This window comes from Macrococcus psychrotolerans, assembly GCF_038095555.1.
GTDB lineage: Bacteria > Bacillota > Bacilli > Staphylococcales > Staphylococcaceae > Macrococcoides > Macrococcoides psychrotolerans.
The window spans coordinates 993026-1007685 of sequence record NZ_CP124591.1 but is presented as its reverse complement, the minus strand read 5'-3'; the positions used below and the strand labels follow the sequence as shown (position 1 = coordinate 1007685).

General features: G+C 35.3%; 15 protein-coding genes and 1 pseudogene. 5 read left to right on the top strand and 11 right to left on the bottom strand.

The genetic code is table 11. From position 1 onward, the window contains the following. Nucleotides 1-24: 24 nt before the first annotated feature. The 3 genes from thrB to QA539_RS05025 are packed head-to-tail and all read right to left on the bottom strand — an operon-like array spanning nt 25 to nt 3204. On the bottom strand, nt 25-927 hold the full coding sequence (gene thrB / locus QA539_RS05035; RefSeq protein ID WP_219494725.1) for a homoserine kinase: 903 nt from the start codon (nt 925-927) through the stop codon (nt 25-27). Continuing rightward, a complete protein-coding gene (gene thrC, locus QA539_RS05030; RefSeq protein ID WP_419895574.1) occupies nt 927-1988 on the bottom strand; it encodes a threonine synthase in 1062 nt (353 codons plus the stop codon). Before thrC ends, thrB begins: the two co-directional genes overlap by 1 nt. 1 nt (nt 1989) lies before the next feature. Continuing rightward, nucleotides 1990-3204, bottom strand: coding sequence for a homoserine dehydrogenase (locus QA539_RS05025; protein WP_419895573.1), 1215 nt, complete (start codon nt 3202-3204; stop codon nt 1990-1992). 191 nt (nt 3205-3395) lie between these two features. On the opposite strand from QA539_RS05025, the gene QA539_RS05020 reads away from it, so the two are divergent. From QA539_RS05020 to QA539_RS05010, 3 genes and pseudogenes are all read left to right on the top strand, one after another. Further along, nucleotides 3396-4742 (top strand): aspartate kinase, encoded by a 1347-nt coding sequence (locus QA539_RS05020; RefSeq protein ID WP_219494722.1) that lies wholly within the window; start codon nt 3396-3398, stop codon nt 4740-4742. Between the two features lie 117 nt (nt 4743-4859). After that, complete coding sequence (locus QA539_RS05015; RefSeq protein WP_120786769.1) at nt 4860-5387, top strand: hypothetical protein; 528 nt, start codon at nt 4860-4862, stop codon at nt 5385-5387. Nucleotides 5388-5482: 95 nt separating this feature from the next. Beyond that, a pseudogene (locus QA539_RS05010) lies at nt 5483-5734 on the top strand (integrase core domain-containing protein); the annotation flags it as partial. Between the two features lie 153 nt (nt 5735-5887). Here the strand turns inward: QA539_RS05010 and QA539_RS05005 are convergent. Continuing rightward, a complete protein-coding gene (locus tag QA539_RS05005; RefSeq protein WP_219494719.1) occupies nt 5888-6238 on the bottom strand; it encodes a hypothetical protein in 351 nt (116 codons plus the stop codon). Nucleotides 6239-6339: 101 nt separating this feature from the next. Then, nucleotides 6340-6843, bottom strand: a complete 504-nt coding sequence (locus tag QA539_RS05000) for a hypothetical protein (protein ID WP_219494718.1) — start codon at nt 6841-6843, stop codon at nt 6340-6342. Nucleotides 6844-7111: 268 nt separating this feature from the next. On the opposite strand from QA539_RS05000, the gene QA539_RS04995 reads away from it, so the two are divergent. Beyond that, nucleotides 7112-7501, top strand: a complete 390-nt coding sequence (locus tag QA539_RS04995; protein ID WP_219494717.1) for a hypothetical protein — start codon at nt 7112-7114, stop codon at nt 7499-7501. Nucleotides 7502-7713: 212 nt separating this feature from the next. Here the strand turns inward: QA539_RS04995 and glnA are convergent, their stop codons facing one another. The 4 genes from glnA to hflX all read right to left on the bottom strand — a co-directional run bounded on the left by glnA (nt 7714) and on the right by hflX (nt 12049). Beyond that, nucleotides 7714-9051, bottom strand: a complete 1338-nt coding sequence (glnA, locus tag QA539_RS04990; RefSeq protein ID WP_219494716.1) for a type I glutamate--ammonia ligase — start codon at nt 9049-9051, stop codon at nt 7714-7716. 16 nt (nt 9052-9067) lie between these two features. Continuing rightward, a complete protein-coding gene (locus QA539_RS04985) occupies nt 9068-9421 on the bottom strand; it encodes a MerR family transcriptional regulator (protein WP_419895572.1) in 354 nt (117 codons plus the stop codon). Between the two features lie 86 nt (nt 9422-9507). Beyond that, entirely contained in the window at nt 9508-10767 is a 1260-nt protein-coding gene (locus tag QA539_RS04980) for an aminotransferase class I/II-fold pyridoxal phosphate-dependent enzyme (RefSeq protein ID WP_219494714.1), read from the bottom strand. A gap of 4 nt (nt 10768-10771) precedes the next feature. Then, entirely contained in the window at nt 10772-12049 is a 1278-nt protein-coding gene (hflX, locus tag QA539_RS04975) for a GTPase HflX (RefSeq protein ID WP_219494713.1), read from the bottom strand. Nucleotides 12050-12107: 58 nt separating this feature from the next. Here hflX and QA539_RS04970 point away from each other — a divergent pair, with 58 nt between their 5' ends. After that, nucleotides 12108-12581: a glutathione peroxidase gene (locus QA539_RS04970; protein WP_419895571.1), complete on the top strand. Its 474-nt coding sequence runs from the start codon at nt 12108-12110 to the stop codon at nt 12579-12581. 229 nt (nt 12582-12810) lie between these two features. Here QA539_RS04970 and miaA read toward each other — a convergent pair whose 3' ends face one another. Both miaA and QA539_RS04960 read right to left on the bottom strand, forming a co-directional pair. Beyond that, nucleotides 12811-13749, bottom strand: a complete 939-nt coding sequence (gene miaA / locus QA539_RS04965) for a tRNA (adenosine(37)-N6)-dimethylallyltransferase MiaA (RefSeq protein WP_219494711.1) — start codon at nt 13747-13749, stop codon at nt 12811-12813. After that, on the bottom strand, nt 13742-14638 hold the full coding sequence (locus QA539_RS04960) for an alpha/beta fold hydrolase (protein ID WP_219494710.1): 897 nt from the start codon (nt 14636-14638) through the stop codon (nt 13742-13744). Before QA539_RS04960 ends, miaA begins: the two co-directional genes overlap by 8 nt. Between the last annotated feature and the right edge of the window lie 22 nt (nt 14639-14660).

Sequence of the window (14660 nt, the reverse complement as noted above, 5' to 3'; positions counted from 1 at the left end):
TCTCACTCCTAAAAATTGATAGTATTAGTTTACCATACGACCTTCTTTTTCAAAGGTAATTACGCCTTCCTGATCGGGTTCTATGCTTTTTACGTCACAGTCGGGTAACTTTAGTAGATTGAAACGATTTTCATCATACTGCTTAGGATGAGATACAATAAAGATCGATGGCCCTGCCCCACTTAAAAATGCAAAGCAGTCCTCAGTGATAACATCCTTCACCATCTGATAATGCGGCACAAGGTGTGCACGATACTGTTCGTGATAAAGATCACTTGTCATCATCTTCCCCATTGTCCTATAATCTTCAGAGTAAAGTGCTGCTATAAGCATATTACCTATTGCACCTGCACGAACTGCATTTTCAAACGATATGTGGTCGGGAAGGACATTTCTTGATGCTTCAGTTTTCAGTTCATAATTAGGAACTACAACCATGATCGGCCACTTAATCACAGGAACATCTAATGTCACCGTTTCATCGGTTACATTATTATAATATCCTGCAACAATACCACCTTTAATACTCGGTGCAACATTATCTGGATGTCCTTCAATTCGAGAGAGTATACGAATACGTTCTTCTCTTGTTAAATTTAATTGATAGAAATGATTGATAATTTCAAGGCTTGCAATGAGTGCTGAACCACTACTTCCCAGGCCACGCGCTAATGGGATATCAGAATACATTATAACTTTAAACTTTTTTTCTTCTAGATTAAACTGCTGCATAAACAGTCGACACATCTTCCTGATGTAATGATCATCATTATCATCCAGTTCAGATAGTACATCACCGAGATGCTGAATTTCCCAGTTTTCACTTTCTTCTACTTCAAGTTCAAGATAGATGTTTACAGCCATACCGATCGAATCAAATCCTGGTCCTAAATTGGATGTTGACGCTGGGACTTTTATATATAGCATTATACTCGCTCCTCAATGTATCTAATAATCGCTGATTCATCGTTCTTTAGCACAGCAGGCTGTATTTCAATTGAATCAATCGCAGTCTGCGGGTCTTTAAGCCCATTTCCCGTTAATACTGCAACAATCGTCTGCCCCTTTGACAGACGACCTTCACGTTTTAACTTTAACAGACCAGCAATACTTGCATTGCTGCCCGGTTCAGCAAAGATACCTTCTTTCTTTGCAATTAAGTCATATGCTTCTAGTATCTCATCATCTGTTACAGCATCTATCATTCCTTCCGATTCATCACGTGCTGCATCTGCGAGCTTCCAGCTTGCAGGATTCCCGATACGAATCGCAGTAGCAATCGTTTCTGGCTGCTCGATAATACGACCTTTTACAATCGGTGCAGCACCTTCTGCCTGGAAACCATACATTTTTGGTAAACCAACGTTATGATTTGCATCATATTCTTTAAACCCCTTCCAGTATGCCGAAATATTACCAGCATTTCCAACAGGAATCGCTAACACGTCTGGAACTTGTCCAAGCTGTTCAATTACTTCAAAAGCAGCTGTCTTCTGACCTTCTAGTCGATATGGATTAACGGAGTTTACTAGTGCGATATCATCACGTTTTTCTGCAACATGTCTTACAATCTTCAATGCTTCATCAAAGTTACCTTCGATAGAAACGATATCAGCTCCATAAACGATTGCCTGAGCCAATTTACCCATAGCAATCTTCCCTTCCGGAATTACTACAATCGTTTTCATTCCGGCTCTTGCAGCATAGGCAGCTGCTGAAGCTGAAGTGTTTCCCGTAGAAGCGCAAATGACAATTTCTTTCCCCTCTTCTTTAGCTTTTGCTACAGCCATCACCATACCGCGGTCTTTAAATGAACCTGTAGGATTCGCACCTTCATATTTCACATATACTTCATTTTCAAGAACCTCTGAAAGATGAGCACAATGTATCAATGGCGTACCACCTTCATTTAATGTGAGTTTCGGTGTTGCCTCACTTACGGGTAAAAAATGCTTATATTCTACGATTAACCCTGACCATCTGTTCATTCTATACACCTTCAATTCTATAAGTTTTATAGTTTAATTGCTGTTCTTCTAGATATTCATAATTTACTTCTCGGTCTGTTTCAATTGCAAGCATGCCATCCCTTACAATATGTCTTTCAACTGAAATTTCATTCAGTATTTCTTCAATATTACTATCTGCATACAAATCGATAATCAAAAGTAAACAAGAAGGCTGTTCACGCGTCTCCTGCTTAATTTCAAGATGCAGCGGCAAGTTGTGAAGATCTGTCCCTATGAGTTCTATTACGTTCAGGATATCACTGACAACAGCACTTCCAGTTGCAAGACTACCGGCTCCTTTACCGTAATACATTGTATCTCCAACAGCATTTCCATCAATGTAAATTGCATTATATTCGTATTCGACATGCGATAACTGATGATCAGATGGAATGCACATCGGCTCTACATATAGAGATACATCATCACCATTCATGACACCACTACCAATCAATTTAATGCGATATCCAAAAGCTTTGGCAATATCGATATGCGATAACTTCACTTCTCTGATCCCTGTATATCGACAATCCTCAAGTTTTCTGAATTGATTAAAAGCAAGATAGCTCATAATGGTTACTTTTCTGGCAGCATCTATACCATCTACATCTGCTGTAGGATCTGCTTCAGCAAAACCTAATTCTGTAGCAATTCGTAATGCTTCTTCATAAGATTGTCTTTCATGTGTCATCTTACTCAATATAAAATTAGACGTTCCATTGAATATTCCCATAAACTTGCCGATACCGTTCGCGTTTAAGCCATAATTCAAAGCATTTACTACAGGAATACCTCCAGCGATGCTGGCTTCATATTTTAAAGAGACACCGTTATTATGGGCCGCTTGCTCCATCTCTTCTAGATGCTCTGCAAGCAGATCTTTATTTGCAGTAATTACATGCTTCTTCTGATTCAATGCATAGAGTAATATCTCTTTCGTATTTTCTATTACACCCATTACTTCGACATACATATCTATCGTATCATCATTTTTGATATCTTCTATATTATCAGTGAGTTGATAATGTGCGGTCTCGATACTTCTTGGCTTTGTTACATCAGAAACAAGTATCCATGTAATTCGAATATCCGTATTCAGCTTCTCTTTTATCTGTTCATGGTTCTCCTTAAGGATCTGAACGACACCCGTACCCACCGTTCCTAGACCTAATAACGCAATATTAATTTGTTTCATTATCTCACTCCCGATTATGTTTTTACCAAGAATACAAATGTATTCTTGAAAAGGATTCATAAATATAGTATAACTAAAACATCATCAATGTAAAGATTTATAGAATAATTTATGAAAATGATCATATACTCTATATTCTATTACACTTTAAAGATAAAATAACAATAACATTAAGCGAAATGAGTGATTTTATGAAAGTTTGTAAATTTGGTGGTTCAAGTGTGGCCGATGCTAAACAGATTAAAAAGATACTGAATATTATTAATAATGATGCAACGAGGAAATACATTGTCGTATCTGCACCCGGAAAACGTCATAATAAGGATGTTAAAGTTACAGATTTGCTTATTGCTCTGGTAGAAGCTGTTACATATAAAAAAGATTATCAGGAGCTCATCTCACAAATACTTGAACGATTTCTACAAATAGAACGAGAGCTGAATATACGTCACTCATTAATCGAGACTTTCCGTACTCAGCTCAATGACTATATTATGCGCTATCAAGATCAGCCCGAGCGACTGACAGATGCTTTGAAGAGCTGCGGAGAAGATTTCAATGCGCAGCTTATAGCAAGCTACAACAACGAACAAGGAATAATGACAACTTATTTATCTCCAGGAGATATTGGGCTTATCGTCAGCGATGAACCCTCTAATGCCATTGTATTAGAAGAAAGCTATGAAAAAATAAAAAATAATCTCGCTCATGCTGAAGGCAAAGTAATCATTCCTGGATTTTTTGGTGTTAATAAGAACGGAGATATCAACACCTTCTCTCGTGGAGGCAGTGATATTACAGGAGCAATTATCGCCAGCAGTTTAAGCAGTGATGTCTATGAGAATTTTACAGATGTATCAGGTATTTTCTCAGCAAATCCCAACATCGTTGATCATCCTGCTTCAATTATACAATTGACATATGAAGAAATGCGAGAACTCTCCTATGCTGGTTTCAGTGTGTTTCATGATGAGGCATTACTTCCTGTCTATCGCTCTCAAATACCTGTAAACATCAAGAATACGAACGACCCAGATCACCCAGGAACACTCATTACGAATACACGACAATCTACAGGTGTCGTTGGTGTAAGTTGTGATACAGGGTTTGCCAGTATTAATATGAAGAAATATTTGATGAACAGAGAAATTGGATTTACACGTCGTCTCTTATCAATTCTAGAAGATATGAATATTTCATATGAACACATGCCTTCTGGAATCGATGATATTAGTATTATATTACGCGCCCACCAGCTTGAAGGAAAGGAAGCAAAGTTACTAGAAAAAATAGAACACGAATTAAAAGTAGACGCTCTTTCAATAGAAAAGAATATCGCAATACTGATGGTTGTAGGTCTAGGTATGAAAACACTTGTAGGTACCGCTAATAAAGCAACAGAGGCATTTAAGGCTCGCAATATCAATTTAAAGATGATCAATCAAGGCTCATCAGAAATAAGTATGATGTTTGGCATCGAGGATAAAGATGCAGACCAAGCGGTAATTGCCGCATATGAGGCATATTTTACGCATTAACAAAGCTCATATATAGAGGAACCGATTCCAATTAAGTATAGACGATTCACATATTTCTATTAACTCAAGTGGTAAAATATCTTCTTTCTACCCTAATTAAAAATGGAGGGCTATGTTTTGAGAGTTACAAGCTTTGCTTATAATATACATTTGAATGACTTAGAATATAATTACAAAAATAACCAATTAACATCTGAAGGGCGAAGACTTTCTCTTATTCCAATCGGTGCAGATTTTAAAAAAGTTGAATTGTTTAGTAATGAAGATAATGAAGGATATTTTGAAGGTAGTATTTGTATTGAAGACAGTGGAAATATAATTGTAGACAAACATGTTCAGACTGGTGACTTATATATGCTATGGTATGATTTATATCAAGCAACTATTATGAATGAGTATATAATTTCATATTTAGATGTAGATTTTGAAATTTATACATTTAAAAAAGAAAATAATATTGTTCTTACAATTTTAGAAGAAAAAGATAAACGTACAACATATTCATTACCTTTAAATGAATTCAATCATGCTGTAAAAGAAGGATTAATTGAATTTTATAATCACTTGAATCATGATTATATGCGTAATGACTTTGATAGTCCATACTACTTTAAACTTAAAGATATTTATACTGATATTTGTTAGTTATATCTTATTTACTAGTAACCCCAAGAGAAACAGACATATTCGTTAATGAATATGTCTGTTTCTTTATTAGTTATGCAACCTTACGACACGTAGATTGTTTAAAGACTTTTGAAATCAAGCGTTCATTAAGTACTCAAGGTTGACCTTATGATAATGCAGTTGCAGAAGCAACGATGAAAGCACTGAAAACCGAATTTGCAAAACAGATGAAATTTGAAAGCTTAGAACAGTTAGAAACAGAATTATTTGATTATGTGAATTGGTACAACAATTTTAGACCACATTCTTCATTACAGTATTTAACACCAATGGCGTTTAAAGTTCTACACATGAAAAGTGTCTAAGAAACTGTTGACATTCCATTGGTTTGATTTTTAACCAACACTTTTTATGGATCAAGTAAGCGTTAGCGCGCTAGGAAAATAAAAAAACTGCGAAGCAGAGTCGTACGCACTCTACTTACACAGTTTATTTTACATTCCTGCATAACCAGTTAATTAACTTCTTTTATGTGGATTATTATCAAAATTATAGTTTATATTTTTAAACTGTTCTATAACTTTTCTTTTTTCTAACTTTCCATCTTTAATATCTATAGGGCTGTATACTGTAGGATCAAACACCTTACATCCACTTTTAATCCATTCTTCTCTCGATAATTGGTGTGCCTTTTCTACAGCTTCTTTATCATTTAAAGTCTCATAGTTTATGCCTGGATTATCATAATCATCGACACCATATTCAAAACCACAACAAGCACATATGACATTGCTACCCGCAAAGTCTTCGTAATATGGAGTTTCATCTAAATCTAGGTAACCACAAACACAACAAGTAAATATATTCATATTATTCTCCTACTGTTTATTAAAATATAAAATACCCCTACTATTTTTTAAGTAAACAAATGCAAGATATTAATGAAGTTTTATATGTTCTATGCTTCTTTTCACATACTACTCCAAGTCCACAATACATTTGTTACAAATATTACTTTTTCTTCGTCTTTTCTTATGTAATAAAGTATATCTAACTTATCATTTTCACCTAAATTAATATAATCTACAAAGTTCATTTCCGTTATAGAGACCATGCGCTTGAACTTCAAATCAAATTTACTTTCTATTTGTTTGAGATAATTAGGAATTTTTTCTAAAGATTCCTGCCTGAGGTTTAAATTAAAATCATTACTATCGTCACTTATAATTATATGACTATTCAAAATATTTAGTTCATCTATCACATACATAAAATTTGCATCCTTTGGAATAGAATGTTTAGTATTTTCAATTAGAACATTGATAATTTGATATTCTTTCCCATTGATATCTTCATTCATAAAACCTATTTGCGGAACATATAATTCTATATATCCATTATATTTAATAAAATTTTCATGATAATTATCCAAGGTTGATTTAAATATTCTCTTAAGTCCTCTATGTTTTTTCATATACTCTCACCTTTTATAATTTTATTCTACCTTTTATAATATTTCTACATGACAACAAACCTATTTTATACTATTTTTAGTAAATTGTGTTAAACTACATTATAATTATATAAAATTAATAGGAGTTTTATTTAGTCAAATACACAGGTAGAAACACAGGTGCTAAAATTCTATAAAATAAAGCGACAGGTACAATATTAGTAGTAAAAAATAATCATGTCGTAACTTCATATATACAAAAAAAGAATGTATAAAAGGACACAAAAATATGGAAAAAAAGTTCGTACTTAAAGATAGAGACTATAAAGAAAATAATATAGCTCTTATATTAGTAAAAAAGGAAGAAAGAGATGTATGTACTGTATATAACTTGATAATAAGTTATGACAATAGGAATGTTTCAAAAGAAATCGCGTTATTCGAAGAAGATATACTTTTAATGAATACATATAAGCTTGAAAATACTCTCAACTTTCTATATTTTACAGAACCAGACTTATCTTTCACAATAATTGATTTAGAGGACGGTATTCTTGTTTACATTAATTTGGACTCCGGAATTGAATACTCAAATATAGCTACAGATTCAGGATTATCAATAAGACTTAATATCACTTATGATTCTTTTACAAGATTCTTATCATCCATTACACTTTAATTAAACCTTTATTATAGGACATTTATCCTATAACATTAGAACTTACACAAGCTTTGAAATATTGATTCCATTTAAAAAGGGAGAGAATACTAGATTCTCTCCCTTTTTAGATATTTGATTTTGATTATATATTCATTTTGTTTAATACCTGGCATTTACTAGATAAATTCTATTTGTCTTTGATTTAATAAGCAATATGCAGCCTACTTCTATTAATACTGCTTCATATATTGGTCACGTTCCCACTCAGACACCTGCATACGGTACATGTCCCATTCAATAGTTTTTGAGTGGATGAATGCACGATAGATGTGGTCACCCAGTGCTTCTTTTAAAATATCGTCTTCTTTCATCGCTTTAATCGCTGTGTAAAGTGTTGATGGTAAGTCTTCTACACCAACTGCTTCACGTTCTTCACGATTCATTTCATAAATATTCTGATCAACTGGTGCTGGACAAGCTAATTTATTCTTGATGCCATCTAATCCTGCTTGAAGAATCGTTGCTAATGCCATATATGGGTTAGCAGATGGATCAACTGAACGTACTTCTACACGTGTAGATAGTCCACGTGATGAAGGAATACGAATTAATGGCGAACGGTTTTGGCCACTCCATGCGATATAAACTGGTGCTTCATAACCAGGTACTAAACGTTTGTAAGAGTTTACTAATGGGTTACACACTGCAGTAAATCCTCTTGCATGTTTAAGAACTCCTGCGATAAAGTGACGCGCATCTTCAGATAATTCCATTTCTCCGTTCGGATCATAGAACGCATTTTCTTTCGGCCCTTTGAATAACGAAACGTTAAAGTGCATACCTGAACCACTTACACCATATAATGGTTTAGGCATAAATGTTGCATGAAGATTATGTTTACGCGCAATTGTCTTAACAACTAATTTGAATGTTTGAATGTTATCACATGCAGTAACTGCATCTGCATATTTAAAGTCGATTTCGTGCTGACCCGGCGCTACTTCGTGGTGACTCGCTTCTATATCAAAGCCCATGTCTTCAAGTTCTAAAACGATGTCTCGACGACAGTTCTCACCTAAATCTGTAGGCGCTAAATCGAAGTATCCACCATTATCATTTAATTCAAGTGTTGGTTCCCCTTTTTCATCTAATTTGAATAAGAAGAATTCTGGTTCTGGTCCTAAGTTGAATTCAGTGAATCCTAACGCTTCCATTTCTTTTAAGACACGTTTTAAGTTACTACGTGGATCTCCTGAGAATGGTGTACCATCTGGCTTATATACGTCACAGATCAAACGCGCAACTTTCCCTTTATCAGAAGTCCATGGGAAAATAACCCAAGTATCTAAGTCTGGATATAATTTCATATCTGATTCTTCGATACGAACAAACCCTTCAATTGATGAACCATCGAACATCATTTCATTATCTAGTACTTTCTCTAACTGGCTGATAGGCACCTCTACGTTTTTAATTGTACCTAGAATATCAGAAAATTGTAGTCTTAAATAACGTACGTTTGATTCCTCTGCTAACTTGATGATGTCTTCTCTTGTAAATTTCGCCATAATATCCTCCAGTTGTTTATTTAAAAAATCTTGACAAATCCCCACGGTTAATAGGGACTTTACTACGGTCGAGCTTTGAAACTTCGTAATCAAGAGATTCTTTAATCTCAAATGTGGGTTGTTGTGACTTCTCCTCATTGATAATCGATTTAATACGCTTCATATTAAACCCTTTTTCTAAAAGCAGTTTAATATCAAGTAATAAATCCAGATCGTTCATTGAAAATAGTCTTTGGTTCCCACTTGTTCGTTTAGGTGTAATCAACGACTGTGATTCATAGTATCTAATTTGCCTTGCAGAAAGCTCTGTTAGTTTCATAACGACACTCATTGGAAACACCGGCATATTTCTTCTTATTGCATCACGCATCTTCAACACCCTTTCGAACATAGTTGTAATTTATCATATTTTTTTATAAAAAACAAATCCATGTAAGGAAACCTTACATGGATTTGTTATAACGTTATAATTTCTTTTTCAATCAGTATTTCAATCGCTTTTATTATTGCGAGTTTAACGTGTTCATAAGTTAATCCGCCTTGAACATAAACCTCGTACGGTGAACGTATCGGACCGTCTGCTGTAAGTTCAAGTGATGCGCCTTGTATAAATGTGCCTGCTGCCATAATAACATCATCCGTATAGCCAGGCATATATGCCGGCATCGGTAAATACTGTGAATTTATAGGAGATGCCATCTGAATAGCCTGTGTAAATGCAATCATCTTTTCTTTATCATTGAAGATGACTGATTGAATGAGGTCTGTTCGCTCATCATTCCAAAGTGGCGTTGTATTCAGATTCAAAGACCCAAGCATCGCACTAGTAAATACTGCGCCTTTTAGTGCCTGACTCACAACATGCGGGCTCAGGAAAAATCCTTGATACATTTCATGCAGACTGTAAAGTGAGGCACCTGCTTCTTTGCCGATACCTGGTGCTGTGAGACGATATCCAACACGCTCAATCAAATCTTCACGTCCTGCAATATAACCACCAATTTTACACAGTCCACCTCCTGGATTCTTAATGAGCGAGCCCGCAATTAAATCTGCACCCACTTCTGACGGTTCCTGAATTTCTGTGAATTCACCATAACAATTATCGACAAATACAATAACATCAGGATGTTTATCTTTTATCGCTGATATTGCCTCACCTATCTGTTTAATTGTCAATGATTTACGTGAGCTGTACCCTTTAGAGCGCTGAATACCTATCATCTTCGTTTTTGATGTTATAGCTTCTAAGACATTTTCGATATCGATTTCATTGTTGACCAAATCGATATCCTTATAGGCAACACCATTTTCAATCAATGAACCGATACCGTTACCTGTAATACCGATAACTTCCAAAAGCGTGTCATAGGGTTGACCCGTTATGTAGAGTAATTCGTCCCCGAATTGTAAGTTAGCGCTTAATGCAAGCGTTATTGCATGTGTCCCGCTGATGACTTGTGGACGAACGATGGCATCCTCTGTCTTAAAAACATGTGCATACACCGCTTCTAAGTTATCTCGCCCGCTATCATCATAGCCATAGCCATTCGTACCGCCGAGATCAGCGTCTGTAATTTTTATATCATTAAATGCATCTATTACTTTTTTTTGATTATAAAGGGCGATAGATTCTATCCTTTTAAATATCGGCGTGATTTTAATTTCATTGTCATCGATTAATTGCTGGAGCTGTTCATACTTCGTAATTTTCATAGTATTATAACCTCTTTATCTGTTCATTACTTAATAGCTTATTTAATATACCTTCACGACGATGTTCATAGCCACATATTTCATATTTATCTTTGTCTTCATTAAAATTTATTGCTGAAACTAGTGTATGTTCCTTCAGGAAAGCGATTATCTGTCCGGCATCCTTCTCAACTTCAATTGTGTATTTTGACATATTACGCTGCATCATATCAATGAGTTTGCTTTGTATATGTGTCTTATCTTGTTGATCAAACACTGATACAAGCAATTCATCTTTCCCTGCAGCTGTGACGAAGGATTCGAGCTTATCTTTTTTATTCAAAAGCGTAAGTACCGGAATTGTATCCATATCTAGCTCCTTTAACAGAGCAACGACCGTATCGATATGATTCATATAGTTTGGATGACTTCTGTCAACGACGTGAATAAGAATATCTGCATACTTCGCCTCTTCTAATGTCGAACTGAATGCTTCGATTAAATGAGTCGGCAACTGCTGGATAAAACCAACAGTATCACTTAATAGTACTGGATAACCTTCATGCAGCTTCATCATCTTACTCTTCGGATCAAGCGTCGCAAACAGTAGATCTTCCATATATGTGTCACTGTCTGAAAGTGCATTGAACCATGTCGATTTGCCTGCATTCGTATAACCAACAAGCGCAACCTGGAATATATTTCTCTTTTTTCGGTTTTCTCTATAACGCTGCCGATGTTGTTTAATCGTTTCGAGTTGTAGCTTGATATCATGAATTCTGCTTCTGATATGTCGCCTATTCATCTCTAGTTTCGTTTCACCAGGTCCACGTGTCCCGATACCACCACCAAGTCTTGATAAACTTAGTCCGTGTCCAGATAATCTTGGCAATAAATATTCGAGCTGGGCAAGCTCCACTTGTAATTTACCTTCTCGACTTTTTGCACGTTGTGCAAAGATATCCAGTATAAGCTGAGTACGGTCTATTATTTTACAGTCAAGCACTTCATTTAAATGTTTCGATTGACTTGTTGTGAGTTCATTATTAACAACAACCATATCGAATGCTATATCTTCTCGTTCCTTTAACTCTAATATTTCTTCTAACTTTCCTTTACCTATATAATAACTATTATCAGCTCTATCTTTATTCTGAATAACAACTTCGGTAACTTCAATGCCAGCTGTATGGCATAATGATTTAATTTCCTCTAACGATTCACCGAAGTTAAAATCATCGTCCTTTTTTAGATGAACTGCTATAATAAGAGCACGTTCAGTCGCTTTTTGTGTATCTTTCAAAGTTTCACCTCAATTATTTGATACTTCATTTTAACATATTTAGAAAGGATGCGTTTATATGTCTATATACGAATATACGGTTACTAAAGCAAATCACGAATCATATTCACTTGCAGAATACAAAGATCAAGTTGTTCTGATCGTTAATACTGCGAGCGAATGTGGATTTACAAAACAGTTTGATGGACTTGAAAAACTCTCCCAGGAATACAAAGGACAAGGGTTTACTATATTGGGATTCCCTTGTAATCAATTTGGAGGCCAGGAACCCGGAAGTGGGGCTGAAGCTGAACAGAATTGTCGTTTGAACTATGGCGTTACTTTCCCGATTCATGAAAAAATAGATGTGAATGGAGATAACGCACACCCGCTGTTTAAATATATAAAAGAAGAGACAAAAGGGATCATGGGCAGTAAGATCAAATGGAATTTCACAAAATTTTTAGTTGATAGACAAGGTAATGTTGTTGCGCGTTTTGCACCTACAACTACACCCGAGCAGTTGAAAAAGCATATAGAAAAATATCTATAAAAATAGAACAATTCCTTTCAGAGGAATTGTTCTTTATTACTTACAACATATTTACACTGCAAAAGTACAGATGGTATGCTTGTAAATGAGATTGTGTTTATCTCCTGCTTTAAGCTGGATGACATTTATCATAGTTGAGTACCACACCTTCTATATGAAAGCCTTTTGTTAAAAATACTGTTAATTCTTGCTGATTTCTTTGGAATTATCTAAAAATGTGTCCTGCAGTTTAGCTGAATTCATCATTATCATCCCTCTGTATGTTTGTAGTAATTTGTTCGACGATTGATTCTATCGTCAATTCAGACGTATCAAACCATTCAATCGTCATCTGATTATTGAACCATGTCAATTGACGTTTTGCAAAATTCCTGGAGTTTTGCTGCAAATGTTCTATCGCCTGATTCAACGAAACTTCTCCATCTATATAAGGAATCATCTCTTTATATCCTATTGCAGTCATGCTTTGGCTCTGTCTATAGCCCTTACTTATCAATGTCTTCACTTCCTGAACAAGTCCTTGTTCGACCATAAGCAATACACGGCGGTTGATTCTGTCATATAGTGTAGGACGCGGCATATTAAGCCCTATAATATATGTATCGTATTTAGAACTTAATGTATGAAGCTTCTTCTGGTCAGTGATAGATTTATGGTGCATTTCATAATATGTCAGAGCACGTAACACTCGCTGTCTATTATTAATATGAATTTGAGACGCAGCCTTCATATCCTTCTCAGTTAACAGACGATAAAGCGTCTCCTTATCCAGACTTTCATAGTGATCCATCAGTTCTTTCTTCAGCGCTTGATCCTCTTCTACAAATTCATATTCATATAGTACGCTTTGTATATATAATCCCGTTCCGCCGACGATCATCGGTGTTTTTCCCCTGCTATATATGTCTTCAATTAGCTTTTCAGCATGGACTTTAAACTGTGCTGCTGAATATGCCTCATCTGGGTTTAAAATATCAATCAGATGATGCGGGATGCCTTCCATCTCTTCCTGTGTAATCTTTGCACTACCGATATCCATACCTCGGTAGACTTGAATCGCATCCCCACTAATAATTTCACCATTAACAGCTTTCGCTACTTCAATACTTAATGCTGTTTTACCTACAGCTGTAGGTCCCACAATAACGATTAACGGAATTTTATTCATTCTTCAACCACTTTCTAATATTTTGTAATACTTCATTTTGATTCTTTTCAAATAATACCTCATGTCTTGAATTTTCATAGAGCTGGATAAAGACATGTTTAATTCCACATTTTTTATATAATCGACCTGTCTTTTCCACCCCTTTCCCGAAATTAGAAAACGGATCGTCCTGACCAGCAATAAGCAGAATCTTTAACGATTTGTTCATGCGTTTAACATTCTTCTTACTGCTAGTAAACTTTAATGATTCATTAATTGAATTTAAAGCACCTATCGACATATTAAATCCTGCATCAGGATCTGAGACAAAAGCATCGACATTATCCTCATTCAAACTGATCCAGTCACTCTCTGTTCGTAAAGGTCTGAACTTACGATTAAAATCGTTCAGAGTCAATTTATTGACGAAATCTAGCTTTTTATAGGGTGGATGTATCTTTAATAGTGGTTTAAGCAATAGCGCAGCTGCCTCATATTTCTTACTATAGAAACTAGTACCTGACAATATGAGTCTATCGAATAAACCAGGGTAACGGATAACATATTTTCTAGCGACGATACTTCCCATAGAATGTCCGAACAAAATAAATTCTCCTTTAAAATCAAATGTTTCAAATATTTCATATGCATCCTCTACCAAAGTATCAATCGATGGGAAATGTCCTTGTTCTGAACTTCCAATATCCTTGCCATGCCCTCTGTGATCATGTATCAGCACATCATACCCCATATCACAGAAATATCTGCACACTGCATCATAACGTTCTTTGTGTTCGGCCATACCATGAAGCATCTGAATGACACCCTTGCTTTCCTCTTGTCTATAAAGTTTAAATGCAATACGTGTGTTATCCTTCAATGTAATAAACTTATTTGTAATTTCCATCATTCTTCACCTCATCTTTATTATA